The organism is Eubacterium sp. BL-380-WT-2B (genome assembly GCF_009696115.1).
In the GTDB taxonomy this organism is placed as follows: Bacteria; Bacillota; Clostridia; order Eubacteriales; family Eubacteriaceae; genus Eubacterium; species Eubacterium callanderi.
Genome location: NZ_VUMP01000007.1, coordinates 1 through 17,492 on the forward strand (window position 1 = coordinate 1; position 17,492 = coordinate 17,492).

Below are 17,492 nucleotides of genomic sequence, written 5' to 3' on the forward strand. Positions count from 1 at the left end.
GATCATTCAAAACCTTCTCGTTCGACTTGCATGTGTTAAGCATACCGCCAGCGTTCGTCCTGAGCCAGGATCAAACTCTCAATAAAAAGTTTATCGTTTAGCCTTTCGGCTTCTTGATCTGGTTCATGTGATGATTTTTTTGAAGTGTTCATCGCACTTGCGTTTTATCCTTTGCTGATTTTCATCAGCTGGAATTTCAGGTTTTATGGTACTATTCTCTTTTCTATGACCCGAACCTCTTTATCTATACTAATGAAGAGATTCATCTGCCGTCCTTGACAGCTTGTTTATGATACAACATCTCACAGGCTGTTGTCAAGCGCTTTTTTGCTTTTTTCAAAATCTTTTTTCGAAGACTTTTACTCAAAATCAGCAGCGCCTTATTGCTGACGACTTGACATAGTTTATCAGCTTTTTTATGAACTGTCAATAGGTTATTTGATTTTTTTTATAAAAAAAGCGAAATCCGTGAAGATTTCGCTTCTCAATGGCTTATTCAGGCTTATTCAGCCAGCTTTGTTTCTTTGATTTCCATGCCTAACACCTTTGATACAGACTTGTAGACAATAAATGTAATGAGCGCATTGACACCTGTTTTAATTAAATTAAATGGTATAATGACTGGAATGAGCATTGCTATAACCGCCTCAATTGGTGTTCCCATAAACAGCGGTGTGAAAATCAGATTCCAGATAACCATTGTGATCGTCATTGCCAGGGCTCCAAAGAGCAGTCCAACAACAGCGCCCTTCCGTGTACGATGCTTCTTATAAATATTGCCTGCCACTAGGACAAAGCTTCCCGTCGCAAAGAAATGCATCATAATGCCGATAATACCGCTGGCCGAACTTACCGTTAATCCCTGTAAAATAGAGACAACCGCTGTTAAAACCAGGCCACCTAACGGCCCAAACATAAATGTACCGATCAAAATGGGGATATCCGCCGGATCATACTCTAAAAAAGGAGCTGCCGGGAAAATTGGAAAGTGAATTAAGTAGACCAATAGTATGGACATCGCTGCCAATACCGCCATTTGAGTGATCGTCTTCGTTTTGACGTTCATGATGATACCTCCTGTGGGTCTGTCAGGTCGTATTAAAAAAGCCCTTAGGTCTGTGTACCTAAGGGCTCAATACTAAGCGCATCAACTGTGCTAATTTCTTTCATCCGGACTATACCGTTGGTTCTGGATTCTAACCAGATCGGCCTTTCGGCTCGTAGACTTATTGCTCCTTCGCACATCACTACCAGTGAGGAATTACACCTCGCCCTGAAACAGACATATCATTTAATTTTCTGTATACATTATAGCGCCATTCGTCTATATTGTCAAGCAGCTTGAACAATTTATTGCTATGAGAACATGTTTTTTCTGAATAATATCATTGCTACCAAAGCGGTTAGGATCACAACGATAATCACAACTGCTCCAAAATTAGCAAACGGCAGGCCCGAAACGTTCATTCCATAAAAGCTTGAGACCATTGTTGGTATTGCCATCAATATTGTAATGGAGGTTAAAACCTTCATTACAATATTCAAGTTGTTTGAAATGATCGACGCGAAAGCATCCATCGTACCGCTCAAAATATTGCTGTAAATATTGGACATCTCAATGGCCTGCTCCACTTCAATCAGCACGTCCTCTAACAGCTCGCGGTCATCTTCGTAAAGCTTGATGACACGCCCCCGCTGAAGCTTTTCAAGCACGGACTGGTTCGCTTTTAATGAAGTGGAGAAGAACACCAAACTCTTTTCCAAATCCAATAACTGGATAAGTTCTTTGTTTTTCATCGAACGATGCAGTTCCTTCTCGATTTCGGTGCTCATTCGGTTAATATGTCTCAGGTAAACCAGGAACCGGGTCGCAACACGGTAAAGCATCTGAAAAATAAACCGGGTTTTCAGATTTGTAAAAACATGCTTTACCCGGCCCTTTGCAAAGTCATCGATAATGGTATTGCTTTGCAGACAGACCGTTATAATGTTCTCATGGGTTTCGATAATCCCAACCGGTATGGTACTGTATAAAACCATCTGTGAGGTTTTATCCACTATGGGTACATCGATGGTTATTAATGCCTGATTCATATCCTCATCAAGCTCGACACGTGAGATTTCTTCTTCATCCAGTGCGGCACGGAGAAAATCCTCTTCTACATTTAATTGATCTGAAATTGACAGAAGCTCTTCCTCTGTGGGATTTACCATGTTAATCCAGGCATGCTTTTCAATTTCATCAATTTCTACAATTTTTCCATCAATCGTTTTGTAAATATTGATCATTTTGACCTCCCTCGTTAGAAAGCGGTCAAAATATATGCTGATATTATGACCGCTTGATTATTCAATTTTAGTAAGCGCTTCTCTCCAGGGTCTGCGTCCATAATATCACTCCTTTTTGTATCTTAAGGGCTTATCACAAAGAAAAAACCTTCACATAAAACATGAAGGTACTGTTTAGGATTGTGCCCTCTACCTACTATACGTGTTTGAGAGAATAATGTCAATCTTTTTTTATTTTTACTCTCGTTAAACTTGTGTTAAAATAAAGTAGAGTTGGGTAGAAATCTCCTGGAGGTGACACATATTTTGAAAGTAAAAAGAAAGCTCCCCCTTTTAATGATTCTGTTAGTGGTGATACCGCTTTTAATATTATCTTCCATTATAAGCATTTATATGTCAAGAAGCTCTTTGGAGATGCGAAAGCAGGCCCTGTCAGATGTTTCTGAATCCATCGCCAACTATCTGGAAGAGTTTTACAAAACACAAATGGATGATCTGGAATTCACAGCTCAGATTCCCGCTTTCGCCAAGAGTCTGAGCGATCCGTCAAACTCTGAGCTCCTGGAGCCGGCGCAGCAGCTCCTGAACATCAGCGCTAAAACAAACAGCGTTGTCAATCGCAATTCAATCATCGACCTGTCCGGAAATGTCGTGGCTTCATCGGACCCTAATTATCAGGGGACAAACGTGAGGGATTCAAGCATGTTCAAAACATTGATTGAGCAAAACAAGGATTCCTACAATGAAGTTGTGGACACGCCGTCCAACGGCAGTAAATGCCTCGCATTGGCCATAAAGATATACGATACTTCCCAAAAACCCATCGGAATTTTAAACCGCAATGTCAGTATTGGAAGTATTAACCAGCAGATCAGCCAGCGTAAGGTGGGCGACAGCGGCTATGTCTATATTCTGGACTCCAAGGCCAAACAGCTTTCTACAATTATGGAGGAAGGTCTCTCCTCAGAAGAAAGTCAGGAGAACGCCCTCAATAATGACGCAGATCTGAAAAAGTTCATATCCGATGTTGAAAACAACCGACTAAAGAGCAACACTGGATTCTTTACCTATAACTATGATGGTACCCCTGTTATTGCCAATTACGAAAAGATCCCTACCTCTGGCTGGGTCGTGGTTGTCTGTATGACGCAAACCGAGGTTTTTAAAGAGGCCAACACCCTGCAGACCATGCTGCTTCTCACTACATTGACGATTACACTGGTCGCTCTGTTTATCGGAATTCAGCTTGCCAAAACCATTACAAACCCTCTTACCTATCTGACCGAAAAGATCAAGCAGATTCAGCATGAAAACTTTTCTGTGCGCTGTGAAATTCCAGGAGACGATGAGTTTCACGAGCTGGCTGACAACATCAATCAGATGACTGAAACCCTGGAAATCAGCAAGCATGAGCTGGTAAAAACAAATGAACTTTTAAAGAAGTCGGCTTATATTGACGGGCTGACCAACATTCCAAACCGTAAGTCTATTTATCACACAATGGACACGCTGTTCAGAAAATACAACAATCAGGCTCTTTTTCTTTTTGACCTTGACGGTTTTAAAACCATCAATGATACCTTCGGACATCATATGGGCGACGCCGCACTCAATGCTGTGGCCAAAATTCTAAAGGGCATTGCCAGCGATAATGTTTTCCCTGCCCGTCTGGGCGGTGATGAATTCCTGATATTTATCAATAATTATTCAAATCCAAAGGATGTTTTGGATTTAGCGGAAAATATCCTTCGGAATATCGAAAATATTAAAAATCTCAGGGAGCACCCTGTCAATCTTTCTGCCAGTCTGGGGATCACTTTCCTCAAGGATGATACCATTAACCGCAGCCAGTGGATACGCCAGGCTGATGAGGCCATGTACGATGCCAAGCATAATGAGACCTCCGCTTATGCTATCTATGAAAAAGAAGCTGATTTGTTTCATGAAGATTGAGACGAATTACCCAAAAAGATCCTTAAAAATCGCCTTAAATGCGATTTTTAAGGATCTTTGTCGTTTTTCAATCATTTTTAAAATAAAAATTTTTATTTTTACTTTTTTCTTCTTTTTTGTTTAAACCAAAATTTCGCCGGGTAAGTAATTAACCGTAAACCAAAAGAACATTTTTTAGGAGGTGTTTCTCACATGAATAAACCAAGTTCGCAAAGCACTGGACCTAAAAAGACCTTAACCTTATTTGGCTTCTTTGCCATTACTGCTTCAATGGTTATGACGGTCTATGAATATCCAACCTTTGCATCATCTGGTTTCCAGCTTGTATTTTTCTTATTACTTGGTGGATTTTTATGGTTCATTCCTGTTGCTCTCTGCGCCGCTGAAATGGCGACGGTCGATGGCTGGCAGGACGGTGGTATTTTTGCCTGGGTCGGAAATACACTTGGTGAACGATGGGGTTTTGCCGCAATCTTTTTTCAATGGTTCCAAATAACCGTCGGTTTTGTCACCATGATTTATTTCATTCTCGGCGCATTCTCGTATGTGTTTGACTTCCCTGCACTCAGCAGCAATCCGACCATACAGTTTATCGGCGTATTAGTTGTCTTCTGGGCCTTGACCTTCTCTCAGCTCGGCGGAACCAAGTACACCGCGATCATTTCAAAAGTCGGCCTGATTGTCGGGATCATTATTCCGGCCATTATTCTTTTCGGTCTGGCGATTGCTTACTTTACAACCGGCGGTCCGCTGAATGTCGAAATCAGCGCAAAAGCATTCATTCCTGATTTTTCTAAAATCAATACGCTGGTAATTTTCGCTTCATTCGTTCTGGCCTTCATGGGTGTTGAAGCTTCTGCCTCACACGTCAATGAGCTGCAGAACGCCAACAAGAACTATCCGCTGGCCATGTTTATGCTGGTCATTATGGCCATTATCTTAAACACCATCGGTGGTATGGCGGTTGCGGCTTCCGTTCCGGCAAGCGAATTAAGCATGAACTCTGGTGTTGTCCAGGCGTTCGCCGCTTTGATGAATCATGTTAATCCACATCTTGGATGGCTGGTTAAAATCATTGCCTGCATGATTGCGGTCGGCGTTATGGGCGAAGTAAGCGCCTGGGTTGTCGGCCCTTCAAGAGGTCTTTACACCACAGCACAAAAAGGTATCTTACCTGGTGTTTTCAAAAAAGTCAACAAACACAATGTTCCTGTTCCGCTGATTATGGTACAGGGCGTTATCGTCACCATTTGGGCAGCTGTTCTGACCTTTGGCGGCGGCGGCGCAAACATTTCATTCTTAACTGCAATTTCACTGACCGTTGTGCTTTATCTGGTCGGTTATATTCTCTTCTTTATCGGCTACTTTGTTCTTGTCTACAAACACAAGGATCTCAAACGTGCTTACCAGGTACCTGGCGGCACAGCTGGTAAGACCATTCTGGCAGGCATCGGCTTGATTATGTCGGTTGCTACCTTTATTATCTCTTTCTTCCCGCCATCTCAGCTTGCAGCGACAAACGACGGAAAATACGAAACGGTTCTGATGATCAGTTTTATCCTGGCTGTTATCGTACCATTCATCATTTACGCACTGCATGATAAGAAGGGCAAGAAGATTAAAGAACCGCAGCATGTTACCATGGCAGACCGTCCAGGTCATTTCAATTACATCAGTTTAAGAGGCCGTGGCGAACATCATATTAACCCAGATCCTGAAGATTACATGAATCAGGAAACCGCGCCGATTGCTGACCCAGCCCAGGAGGCCGCAGCTGCAGCGCAGACCGCTCAAACGAGCAAAGCGGACAAGCTGTCCACTAAAAAATAACTTATTTTACGCTGTGTCGTCAATTATCATTGGCTTGACATAAATAAATTTAATTCAAACATTTTTAGGAGGTAATCAAAATGTTATATTCAAAAGATGATCAGGACAAATTAAAGGATCGCTACTTAACCCCAATTTTTGGTACAGAAGCAAGTGATGAACCCTTACCCAAATACAAACTTCGCAAGGACCCAGTTGAACCGGAGGTTGCTTACCGCTTAATCAAAGATGACTTATTGGATGAAGGAAGTGCCAGACTGAACCTTTCCACCTTCTGCCAGACTTACATGGAACCAGAAGCTACAAAAATCATGGCTGAAACACTTGAAAAAAATGCGATTGATAAATCGGAATACCCTCAGACAACTGAACTCGAAAACCGTTGTGTCAATATGATTGCTGATCTGTGGCATGCACCGGATGATGAAAAATTCTTAGGCACCTCTACCGTAGGTTCTTCCGAAGCTTGTATGCTTGGTGGTATGGCCATGAAATTCAGATGGCGTAACAATGCGATCAAGCAGGGCTTAGATGTAAAAGCTAAAAAGCCAAACCTGGTTATCTCCTCTGGTTATCAGGTATGCTGGGAAAAATTCTGTGTGTACTGGGATATCGAAATGCGTCTCGTACCCCTGGATGAACAGCATATGAGCATGAACATGGATACCGTTATGGATTTCGTTGATGAATACACCATCGGTATTGTCGGTATCATGGGGATTACCTACACTGGTAAATTTGACGACATCAAAGCTCTGGATACTTTAGTCGAAGACTATAACAAGAAAAACCCTAAATTCCCAATTTACATCCATGTCGACGGCGCTTCCGGCGGTATGTTTGCACCGTTTATTGAACCAGACCTGGAATGGGACTTCCGTCTTAAAAATGTTGTTTCCATCAATACTTCCGGTCATAAATACGGCCTGGTATATCCAGGTATTGGCTGGGTATTATGGAGAGATGAAAAATGGTTGCCGAAGGAACTGATCTTCAGCGTCAGCTACTTAGGCGGCAGCCTGCCGACAATGGCCATTAACTTCTCACGCTCTGCAAGCCAGATCATTGGACAGTATTACAACTTCTTACGTTATGGCTATGAAGGCTACAAGAAGATTCACGAAAGAACAAGAGACGTTGCCATGTATATCTCTAAAGAACTGGAAAAAACCGGTTTATTTGAAATCTACAACGATGGCTCCAACTTACCAATCGTCTGCTGGAAGATGAAAAAAGACGCAAATAAAGAATGGAACTTATATGACCTTGCTGACCGTATCCGCATGAAGGGCTGGCAGGTACCGGCTTATCCACTGCCGGAAAACTTACAGGACGACATTATCCAGAGAGTCGTTGTCCGTGCTGACTTAAGTGAACAGCTTGGCGTTCTGCTCATGGAAGACATGAACCGTGCGATCAAGGAACTGGACGAAGCACACATTCTGCCACATGGCGGCGACCAGGTTAACAACAAGGGCGTATATGGTTTTACGCACTAATAAGAACATCAAAACCGTTTGATGTTTTCCTCTCCTAACCAATAGAACAGGAGTGTCTCCTATCCACTCCTCTAATCCACTACAACCCGTATCGCAGCGATGCGGGTTGTTTTTTAATGGCTGCATTGTCGTCCAGGCGCTGTTGTGGTATAGTTAGTAGCAGACGCAGCGGCTACGCCCTACGCCATTTCACAGCATCAAAGGAGTAAAATCATGATACAGGACATTGAACCTTACCGGCTGGCAAATGAATATGAACCAGCCCCGCCAAAAAAGGATGCTTATATTTTATGGTACAAGGAGGATTACATTCTTCTCAGGCACAGCGATGAAGCCATTTCCTTTCCCCGCTTTTCGGACATCCCACCGGACATGGGCGGGCGTTATGCCTATCTTTTTTCGGTGGGCCAGGACACCTTTTACCTCTCCGAAGCGCCTGAGGCTGCTTTTAACGAGGACTTTTATCTCGAAAACATGCAGGTCCTGCGCCGCACAAGCCCCCGCTACCTGACCTATGCCGGGCTGGTCGGCTACCAGCTGTATAACTGGTACCGGAACCGCCGTTTCTGCGGCCGCTGCGGCGAGCCCATGAAACCTGCCGCCAATGAGCGCATGCTTTACTGTCCGGAATGCGGCAATCTGGAATACCCAAAAATCTCCCCTGCTGTCATCGTCGCAGTGACAGACGGCGACCGTATCCTCATGTCAAAATATGCCGGGCGGGCTTTTAAAAAATATGCATTGCTCGCTGGCTTTGCCGAGATCGGCGAGACCATTGAGGAAACGGTCAAGCGCGAGGTCATGGAGGAGGTCGGCCTTAAGGTAAAGAACATCCGCTATTATAAAAGCCAGCCGTGGCCCTTTTCAGATTCTCTTCTCTTTGGCTTTTTTGCAGACCTGGACGGTGACGATACCATCACTTTGGATGAAAATGAACTGGCGGTTGCCGAATGGTTTACGCGCGACGAGATGCCGGTCAAGGCTGATGGCTTCAGCCTCACCAATGAGATGATGATGCAGTTTAAAAATGGCCTTTACTAAAGGGACTCGTACATCATAAAAAACCAACCCGTATCGTGGCGATACGGGTTGGTTTTTGTTTAAACCAGAAACCGGATATGCTCTGGATTTTTATTCTTCAGAAAATCAAAAGCCTGCTTGATGGTGTTCTGGATCATATCTCCGTCCAGATCCATCAGTCTGAAAAGTGTTTTTACAAAATAAAAGCACATCTGGTCTTTTCCAAATTCAATCTCGCGTTCATAGTAGTTAATGAACAGTTCTTTTCGGGAACCAAACTCAGCCATTGCAATAACATCCAAGTCCTCGTCTGTATAGGATTTGTTTAAAAAATCAAGGCATGAGCGGTTAAGTGTTTTGGTGATGGACAGGCGTCCGCCATTATCCACATCCTTAACCAGCACCTCGTAATACAGCAGAGTATTGTGGGGGTCGGATAGAATCGCATTGTAATACAGCACCAGTGTAAAGCAATACTTGGTGTAAAGGTTCAAGTCTTTTTCTGACGCTTCAGAAACATAATCATAAAGCGCCATAAAAAAGGTATTGTAAATATCAGAAATCATATCATCTTTTTTCTTAAAGTAATATGTGATTGTTCCCAGCTTTACATTAGCATAATCCGCTATATCCTGGATACCTGTTTTATTATAGCCATTTTCATAAAAAAGCTGCTTGGCTGCATTAATAATGTTCTGTTTGGTGAGCGTCCCTTTTTTTGATTTAGCTACCATTAACAGTTCCTTTCTCGTTAATTTGGGGTGGGGTTTTTACTGTAAAAATTATTTATTCACTATTAAAATTGGATATTGGTTTTATTATATCTATTTTTTGAAAAAAAGTCCATAAAAAAATAAGAAAGCTTTGATTTTACGAGATTTTATCTTAATAAAAAACAGTGTTGACTCCGAGGAGGCAACACTGTTTTTTATTTTTATTTCATGAGCAGCTCATCACTCTCCAGAAGATTGGCGTGGGGCTCCTTGTCAAAGACTTCCCGCACCTTTTCGTCGTCGTCTTCATCAATCTTAAAAATGATAATGGCGTTGGAGGTGTTCTGCGGCAGGAAGGAGTAGGCATACTCAATATTGACGCCGCCTTCTGTCAGCAGCTCAACCATATCGCTCATTCCGCCTGGGCGGTCTGGAATCTCAACCGCCATGACATTTGTTTCATTCGCCATGATATGCGCTTCTCTGAGCGCCTCCAGCCCTTTATCCGTATTCTGTAAAATCAGGCGGACAACGCCGTAGTCAGCGGTCTCCGCGATGGTTAAGGAACGGATATTAACGTCTTCGGCCTTTAATACCTTGAGCATCTCGCTCAGGCGGCCTTCTCTGTTTTGTATAAATACAGATACCTGTCTGATCATATTCTGCCTCCTGTTTCTCTGTTTTCCTTTTTAAACAACGTCCATATTAACATCTGCATAGGTGGCCATATCGCGGTTCATGGCAACTGCGGCATCCAGCAGATAAAAAGCCAGCGCAGCCCCGCTGCCTTCGCCCAGGCGCATATCCATGTGTAAAAACGGTGCAAAATCCAACAGCTCTGAACCAAATTTTGCGCCCTTTTCATCAGAAGCATGCGAGCAGATCAGGTAATCCTTGACCTCTGGTTTCAGGGCAATGGCAATGGCGGCGGATGCGGTAGAAATATAGCCGTCAACCACAACCGGCACATGGCAGGCCGCGCCTGCGAGCATGACGCCTGTCATGGCCGCGATTTCCAGACCGCCAACCTTTGACAGGATATCGACCGGGTCGTTTTTATCCGGTTTGTTTAAAGCGATAGCATCGCGGATAACCTGTGCTTTGTTTTTTGTCAGGTCTTCTGAAAGATTGGCGCCCACACCGGTAATTTCCTCTGGATCAACATCGCCCAAAACGGCAAAAATCGCAGTGCTTGGGGTTGTGTTTCCAATGCCCATCTCACCGGTTCCTAGAACCTTATAGCCTTTTTCAATGGCTTCATTGGCGGCTTCAATGCCGATTTCCAGCGCTTTGACTGCTTCTTCACGGGTCATGGCAGGTTCCTTGCGCATGTTGGCGGTGCCGCGGCGGATTTTCTTATCCACAGCTTCACAGTCTGCCGGAAGGTCTGGGATCATGCCAACATCATAGACGAAAACATCGGCGCCTGCCAGGCGGCTGAGCACGCCGACACCTGTCCTGTAGGCCGCGATCATGGGGGTCATCAGCTCTGTGAATACCTGCGGCGCGGCAGAAACGCCTTCGTCGCACACACCGTGGTCGCCTGCAAAGCAGAGCACTGCCTTTTTCTTAATATCCGGGATGACCTCTCCGGTAATGGCTGAAAGCTGTTCAGCAATATTTTCCAGAACACCTAAGCTTCCCACTGGTTTTAAAAGGATGTCAATGCGTTCTCTCGACTGCTTTTTGGCCGCTTCGTCAATTTTCTGGATTTTATCCAGGGTTTCCTGTAATAAACTCATTTTATTTCCCTCTCAAGTTAATTTCTTTTTCTAATATAGTATTATAGCATTACCGCTTGTGCGATAAAAGATGATTTCATGCGAATTCGGGTTAATTTTCGACCTCGCCTCTGAGATCAATGGCGTCGCAGACTTCACGCATCCCCAGGATCACTTCCTCAATAACATCTCCGAGGTCCATTTCCAGCCGCTCACAGCCCTTTTTAATGATCTCACGGTCGACGCCTGCGGCAAACCCTTTGCTTTTAAACTTCTTTTTAACAGACTTGGTCTCCAGATCCAGCACGCTTTTAGACGGGCGCATAATGGCCGTGGCGTTGACCAGGCCCGTCAGCTCGTCAATGGTGTAAAGGACCTTTTCCATCTGCGACTGTGGCTCGATATCCACGCAGATTCCATAGCCATGGCTGGCCACTGCCCGGATGATTTCGGGGTCGATGTCACGCTCCTGCATAATTTCCTGAACCTTTACACAGTGCTGATCCGGATACTTTTCATAATCCAGGTCATGGAGGAGTCCGACGATTCCCCATTTTTCCTCATCCTCGCCGTATTTCCGCGCAAAATGGCGCATAACACCTTCTACCGCCAGGCCGTGCTTTACCAGCGCGTCACTCTCATTGTATTCCTTCAGAAGCGCCAGGGCTTCATTTCGGGTTAACATTTTTGACATATTCTGCCTCCTGTTATTTAAAATATTTATTTTGGACGTCATATACCGGCATTTCGTGTCCGGTCCACAGTTTAAAAGCGTCTGCCCCCTGCCAGAGCAGCATGCCCAGACCGCCGACGGTTTTACAGCCCTGTTCCTCCGCCATTTTTAGAAGCTTGGTTTCTCTGGGGTTGTATACAATGTCAGATACCACAAGCCCGGGATGGAGCAGGCTTTTGTCCTCAATCACCGACTGACCGGATCTTGGTGCCATGCCAATCTGGGTGGCATTGGTGAACAGCGCCGCGCTCTCAAGCGCTTTGCTGAGCTGAGCGGTGTCCGCAATGCTGTAGGCCGAGGCGATGCAGCCAGTGTGCCTGTTGATATCATCGGCGATTTTAACGGCTTTGTCCAGGCTCCGGTTAAAGATCACAATTTCTGCCACACCATCCAGGGCCGCCTGTATGGCAATTGCCCGGGCCGCACCGCCGGCCCCGCCCAGCACCATCTTTTTATGGATAACATCCACGCCATATTCGCGCAGCATCCGCATATAGCCGCTGCCATCGGTCGTATAGCCCTTTAATACACCGTTCTCGCTGACGACCGTGTTGACAGCCTCCATGAGCTGCGACGCTGGTGAGAGCTCATCGACCAGCTCACACATTTTTGTCTTGTTTGGCATGGTCAGGTTCCAGCCCCGGGCATTCAGAAGCTTCAGCCCTTTTACGGCTTCTGCCAGCTGCGTCTCGCCAACCTCAAAGGCAAGGTAGGCATAATCCAGCCCCAATAGCGAAAAGGCCATGTTATGCATTGCCGGCGATACGCTGTGGGCCACAGGGCTCCCCAGCAGACAGATCAATTGTGTTGTTCCTGTAATCTCTACCATCACGCTTATTCCTCACTTTTATCAAATCGTTATTGCTATTATAGCACAAATTTTCTAAAGAGGATGGACTATATAAAATTCAAAGGGTATCGCGGCAATACCCTTTGAATAAACCTTATAAAAAAACAGGAGACCGCCACCGGCGTGTCTCCTGTTCAGATTCGAGCTTTAGAAAATTGATACAACAGAGCCCTGGTAGGTATCTTCGATGAATTTTTTCACATCGTCGCTCTTTAAGGCTTCCATTAAGGCTTTGGTTTTGTCAGAGTTTTCATCGCCTTCGCGGACTGCTACAACATTAGCGTAGGTCTGGGCAGCTTCAGAATCTTTTTCTTCTTTGGCTAAAGCGTCAGTAACCTTTAAATCTGCCTGTAATGCGTAGTTGCCGTTGATGACAGCCATGTCAACATCCTGTAAGGAGCGGCCAAGCTGTGCGGCTTCCAGCTCCTGAACATTTAAGTTTTTGGGATTTTCTGTGATGTCTTTAGGTGTAGCGGACAGTCCAGCATCAGGATTTAATTTAATCAGTCCATTCGCTTCCAGCAACAGCAAAGCGCGTGCTTCATTGGTTGTGTCGTTTGGAACCGCAATGGTTGCGCCATCACTCAGCTCAGCAAGCGATTTTGTTTTTCCAGCATATAAACCAAGTGGTTCATAATGAACTGCCCCGGCTGATACCAGTTTAGTGCCATTTTTTTCGTTAAATTCATCCAGATAAGGCTTGTGCTGGAAGTAATTCGCATCCAGCTCTTTGTTTTCAAGCGCCATATTCGGCTGCACATAATCCTGGAATTCAGTAATCTTAAGCGTATATCCCTTTTCCTTCAGAACATTTTCAGCTGCTTTTAGAATTTCAGCATGAGGGGTCGGCGATGCGCCCACCACGATGGTTTTATCATCCGAGCCAGAGGCTGATCCCCCGCCGGAAGAGCTGCAGCCTGCGGCCATCACCGTCACAAGGCCTAACGCTACCAGTACAGACAATACTTTTTTAAATTTCATCCTTCTTTTCCTCCTGGAAATTATTTTCTCTTATCCTGCTTTTCAGCGATCTTCATCCCGATTTCCTGGAATACCTGAACCACCAGAACCAGCAGTACAACAGTCACAATCATCACGCCGTTCTCGTAACGGTAATACCCGTAACGGATGGCAATATCACCGAGGCCGCCGCCGCCCACAATACCAGCCATAGCTGAATAGCCCAGGATGGTGGTGGTCGAAATGGCTGCGCCCACGATCAGCGAAGGCTTGGCCTCCGGCAGAAGCACCTTGCAGATTACCTGGAAAGGGCTGGCTCCCATAGAAAGCGACGCCTCAATCAGTCCCTTATCCACCTCACGGAGTGAGGATTCCACCATACGCGCGATAAACGGCGCAGCCGCCATAACCAGCGGCACAATGGTCGCATTGGAGCCAATGGTGGTACCGGTAATGAAGCGTGTGATCGGGATAACCGCGATCAGCAGGATCAAAAACGGAATGGAACGGGTAATATTAACAATAATGTCTAAAATTTTATGGACAATGGGCAGAGGCTTAACCCCATCCTTGTCACAGGCCACCAAAATAACCCCCATCGGGATTCCCAGCACATAGGAAATCAGGGTAGATGCCAAAGTCATGTACAGGGTTTGAAGCAGGCCCCACCAGATCATATTAATCATTGTGCTATCCCACATAGTCCGGCACCTCCTCCACAGTCAATCCATTGGATCTCAGATAATTCAGCACCTTGCTGGCGGTTGTGCTGTCCTCAGGCAGCTGGATGACCATCTGTCCGCGGGCAATGCCGTCGATATTTTTCATGTCCGCATACATAATGTTGACCAGCGCCTTACATTCCAGAATCATCCGGGCTATTACCGGATCGTAGGACGAGCTTCCGTCAAAGACGATGCGGCAGCAGTTCTTGCCGACGTGGCCAGTGAGGTTTTCACCGTCCGGGAAAATCATTCTCCTGGCAATGGCAGTTTTTGGATTGGTGAATATTTCCTCCACACTGCCCTGCTCGGCAATATGGCTCTTATCAATAATGGCCACATGGCTGCATATTTCCTCCACCACGCTCATCTCATGGGTGATCACCACAATGGTGATGCCCAGACGCTTGTTTATATCCTTTAAAAGTGTGAGGATCGACCGTGTGGTGGTGGGGTCAAGAGCTGAGGTGGCTTCGTCACACAGCAGCACCTTCGGGTTGTTGGCCAGCGCACGCGCGATGGCAACACGCTGCTTCTGCCCGCCGGACAGCTGGGAAGGATAAGACTGCGCCCGGTCGCTGAGGCCGACGAGCTCTAAAAGCTCTGCCGCGCGCCCCTTGGCCTTGGACTTGTCATACCCCGCGATTTCAAGTGCAAATAAAATATTCTTTTCGGCAGTCCGCTGTTCCAAAAGGTTGAACTGCTGAAAGATCATCCCCATGGAATAACGTACTTTCCGAAGATCCTTTTCCGATATTTGCGAAATATCCTCACCGTCCACTAAAACGCCGCCCTCGGTTGGTTTCTCCAGCAGGTTCATACAGCGCACAAGCGTGCTTTTTCCAGCGCCGCTCATGCCGATGATGCCAAATATATCGCCTTTATGAATGGTAATATTAATATCATCCAAAGCCTTCACATCGCCACTTTTTGTATGGAAGGTTTTCCCCAAAGACCGTATCTCAATGATGGGCTGCGCCTGTTTGTTTATTGGTGTTTCCATTTCTACCTCCTCTCAAAAAGCTTGATTTTTCAAATATCATTTCGTACTCTTCCATATGGTATTGAAAGGATACACTTTTACAATTATATTCTAGATTTAAAGCCTTTGTCAAGGTATACAGCGTTCAAGTGCAAAACCTGCAATATTCATATAAATTTATTCATATATGTTTTATATGTTTTTATTATAAAGATTCTTTTCACTTTTGTCAATACTTTTGAAAAATATTCGTCCATGCCTTTTGTTCTGCGTTGAATCCCTGATTTTAAAGTGCTATAATGAGCTTTAAAAGGAATACTATTTTATGGCTATCAATTAGGAGTGAATTAAAATGATGTTTAAATTACCTGAATATATCCCACCTGACTTTCACACAGAGCATTTTGCCGGTTCTCCGGACGTTCATACCGAGCCCGCCCCCATGGACGGCGTCGTTCCAGAAAATTTTTACGCAACCTCCATTTTTCCTGAATATTTCAAGATCAACGGCCACTGGATTCTGATCCGTGAAAGCCGGATGGACTGTGTTGTCGTCATTAAGGACGGACTTCCCCACGCAGTCGAATTCCGAAACGTCAAAAAAGGCGACGCGGTTGTCATCGGCCGCAGCGACAACGGCGAAACCGGCGTCTATGTCCACCAAAATGCCTTTAACCGGAATTTCCAGGACAATACGGACAATTTTGCCTTTCGGATGAACAATTCCAGAGAGACGGCTTTTTCCAGCGATTATGACCGGCTTTACGACCTGCTGCGCTACGAAAAGGACCATGGCTACGTGGTCTGGGTGCTTGGACCGGCAGTCGCCTTCGACTACGATTCCCGAAACGCCATGTCATCGCTCATAAAATCCGGTTACGTCGACGCTCTTTTTGCCGGAAATGCCCTGGCAACCCATGATCTGGAGGCAAGCTTTTTTCATACCGCTCTGGGGCAGGACATTTATTCAAAATGCAGCTGTAAAAACGGCCATTACCATCATATCGAAACCATTAACCGTGCCCGCTCCTCCGGATCGCTTAAAAACCTGATCCATGACTATAACATCCGCGACGGCATTGTTCACGCCTGTCTGAAAAAGGACATTCCCCTGGTACTGGCCGGCTCGATCCGTGACGACGGCCCTCTGCCTGGCGTCTATTCCGATGTCTATGAAGCCCAGGACGCCATGCGGGCTTATACGCGCAGGGCAACCACCGTCATCTGTCTCGCAACCCAGCTTCACACCATCGCGACCGGCAATATGACACCCTCTTACCAGCTGGTGGGCGGCGTGGTCCGGCCTGTCTACTTCTACACCGTTGACATCTCTGAATTTGTGGTAAACAAGCTTAAAGACCGGGGCAGTCTGAGCAGCGAATCCTTTATTACCAATATCCAGGATTTTGTCGTGAATCTGGAGCGCCATCTGCTCGGCAACGGATAAACTGTTTGCCACCCGGGCAGATATCGTATATAATTTTATTTAGAAAACAATTATCTGGAGGATACTATGGGTTACAAAGAAGACTTTATCGATTTTATGGTGCGCTCCGGCGTTTTGACCTTTGGCGATTTCGTGACCAAGAGCGGCCGTAAAACACCTTATTTCATCAATACCGGCAACTATAAAACCGCCGAACAGATTTCAAAGCTGGGCGAATACTACGCAGCCTGCATCAAAGAAAATATCGGGGAGATGAATTTTATGTACGGCCCTGCTTACAAGGGTATTCCGCTCGTTATCACCTCCGCGGTTTCCCTTTACAGAGACCACGGCGTCAACATTCCCTACTGCTTTAACCGCAAGGAAGCCAAGGACCACGGTGAAGGCGGCAGCATTATCGGCTACAAGCCCCAGGACGGCGATAAGGCCATCATCATCGAGGATGTTATCACTGCCGGCTCCTCTGTCCGCGAGAGCGTTCCACTGCTCAAGGGCCTTGCTGATGTCGACATCACCGCCCTGATCATTTCGGTCGACCGGATGGAAAAGGGCAATAATGACAAAAGCGCCATCCAGGAAGTTGAAGAAGATTTTGGCATTATCACTTACCCGATTGTAACGGTACGGGATATCATCGCCCATCTCTACAATTACGAAATTGACGGAAAAATCGTGATCGACGACGAAATGAAAAAACGTATGGAAGATCATCTTGACAAAAACGGGATCTAACCCGAAAAGCTCCGGAAACCTCCGGAGCTTTTATTATACCG

16 protein-coding genes, 1 rRNA gene and 1 riboswitch are annotated in these 17,492 nt (G+C 45.6%); of the genes, 6 read left to right on the forward strand and 11 right to left on the reverse strand.

Going from position 1 to position 17,492, the window contains the following annotated elements:
* The 3 genes from FYJ53_RS14380 to FYJ53_RS14390 all read right to left on the reverse strand — a co-directional run.
* Positions 1 to 86: ribosomal RNA gene (locus tag FYJ53_RS14380) — 16S ribosomal RNA — on the reverse strand; the annotation flags it as partial.
* Positions 87 to 502: 416 nt separating this feature from the next.
* Positions 503 to 1,066, reverse strand: coding sequence for an ECF transporter S component (locus tag FYJ53_RS14385; RefSeq protein ID WP_013379303.1), 564 nt, complete (start codon positions 1,064 to 1,066; stop codon positions 503 to 505).
* An 88-nt stretch (positions 1,067 to 1,154) separates the two neighbouring features.
* Positions 1,155 to 1,285: riboswitch (FMN riboswitch) on the reverse strand.
* Positions 1,286 to 1,356: 71 nt separating this feature from the next.
* On the reverse strand, positions 1,357 to 2,289 hold the full coding sequence (locus FYJ53_RS14390) for a magnesium transporter CorA family protein (RefSeq protein ID WP_013379302.1): 933 nt from the start codon (positions 2,287 to 2,289) through the stop codon (positions 1,357 to 1,359).
* A gap of 414 nt (positions 2,290 to 2,703) precedes the next feature.
* On the opposite strand from FYJ53_RS14390, the gene FYJ53_RS14395 reads away from it, so the two are divergent.
* From FYJ53_RS14395 to nudC, 4 genes are all read left to right on the forward strand, one after another.
* Positions 2,704 to 4,242, forward strand: coding sequence for a GGDEF domain-containing protein (locus FYJ53_RS14395; RefSeq protein WP_227206249.1), 1,539 nt, complete (start codon positions 2,704 to 2,706; stop codon positions 4,240 to 4,242).
* Between the two features lie 192 nt (positions 4,243 to 4,434).
* Entirely contained in the window at positions 4,435 to 6,072 is a 1,638-nt protein-coding gene (gadC, locus tag FYJ53_RS14400) for a glutamate:gamma-aminobutyrate antiporter (protein ID WP_013379298.1), read from the forward strand.
* 80 nt (positions 6,073 to 6,152) lie between these two features.
* The gene (locus FYJ53_RS14405; RefSeq protein ID WP_038354114.1) at positions 6,153 to 7,571 is read left to right on the forward strand and encodes a glutamate decarboxylase; all 1,419 of its coding nucleotides are present in this window, start codon (positions 6,153 to 6,155) and stop codon (positions 7,569 to 7,571) included.
* Between the two features lie 213 nt (positions 7,572 to 7,784).
* Entirely contained in the window at positions 7,785 to 8,612 is an 828-nt protein-coding gene (nudC, locus tag FYJ53_RS14410) for an NAD(+) diphosphatase (protein ID WP_038354115.1), read from the forward strand.
* Between the two features lie 59 nt (positions 8,613 to 8,671).
* Here nudC and FYJ53_RS14415 read toward each other — a convergent pair whose 3' ends face one another.
* From FYJ53_RS14415 to FYJ53_RS14450, 8 genes are all read right to left on the reverse strand, one after another.
* Positions 8,672 to 9,325 (reverse strand): TetR/AcrR family transcriptional regulator, encoded by a 654-nt coding sequence (locus FYJ53_RS14415; protein ID WP_013379295.1) that lies wholly within the window; start codon positions 9,323 to 9,325, stop codon positions 8,672 to 8,674.
* Positions 9,326 to 9,525: 200 nt separating this feature from the next.
* A complete protein-coding gene (locus FYJ53_RS14420) occupies positions 9,526 to 9,963 on the reverse strand; it encodes an ACT domain-containing protein (RefSeq protein ID WP_013379294.1) in 438 nt (145 codons plus the stop codon).
* Between the two features lie 30 nt (positions 9,964 to 9,993).
* Positions 9,994 to 11,046: a nicotinate-nucleotide--dimethylbenzimidazole phosphoribosyltransferase gene (gene cobT / locus FYJ53_RS14425; RefSeq protein ID WP_038354116.1), complete on the reverse strand. Its 1,053-nt coding sequence runs from the start codon at positions 11,044 to 11,046 to the stop codon at positions 9,994 to 9,996.
* A gap of 91 nt (positions 11,047 to 11,137) precedes the next feature.
* Complete coding sequence (locus tag FYJ53_RS14430) at positions 11,138 to 11,719, reverse strand: HDIG domain-containing metalloprotein (RefSeq protein WP_038354117.1); 582 nt, start codon at positions 11,717 to 11,719, stop codon at positions 11,138 to 11,140.
* A gap of 13 nt (positions 11,720 to 11,732) precedes the next feature.
* Entirely contained in the window at positions 11,733 to 12,587 is an 855-nt protein-coding gene (locus FYJ53_RS14435) for a shikimate dehydrogenase (protein WP_038354118.1), read from the reverse strand.
* Positions 12,588 to 12,755: 168 nt separating this feature from the next.
* Entirely contained in the window at positions 12,756 to 13,589 is an 834-nt protein-coding gene (locus FYJ53_RS14440; protein WP_013379290.1) for a MetQ/NlpA family ABC transporter substrate-binding protein, read from the reverse strand.
* A gap of 20 nt (positions 13,590 to 13,609) precedes the next feature.
* A complete protein-coding gene (locus FYJ53_RS14445) occupies positions 13,610 to 14,269 on the reverse strand; it encodes a methionine ABC transporter permease (RefSeq protein ID WP_013379289.1) in 660 nt (219 codons plus the stop codon).
* Positions 14,259 to 15,293: a methionine ABC transporter ATP-binding protein gene (locus tag FYJ53_RS14450; protein ID WP_038354119.1), complete on the reverse strand. Its 1,035-nt coding sequence runs from the start codon at positions 15,291 to 15,293 to the stop codon at positions 14,259 to 14,261. Before FYJ53_RS14450 ends, FYJ53_RS14445 begins: the two co-directional genes overlap by 11 nt.
* 331 nt (positions 15,294 to 15,624) lie before the next feature.
* Here FYJ53_RS14450 and FYJ53_RS14455 point away from each other — a divergent pair, with 331 nt between their 5' ends.
* Both FYJ53_RS14455 and pyrE read left to right on the forward strand, forming a co-directional pair.
* Positions 15,625 to 16,719: a hypothetical protein gene (locus FYJ53_RS14455; RefSeq protein WP_148427549.1), complete on the forward strand. Its 1,095-nt coding sequence runs from the start codon at positions 15,625 to 15,627 to the stop codon at positions 16,717 to 16,719.
* Between the two features lie 66 nt (positions 16,720 to 16,785).
* Entirely contained in the window at positions 16,786 to 17,451 is a 666-nt protein-coding gene (pyrE, locus tag FYJ53_RS14460) for an orotate phosphoribosyltransferase (RefSeq protein ID WP_148427547.1), read from the forward strand.
* The last annotated feature ends 41 nt before the right edge of the window (positions 17,452 to 17,492 follow it).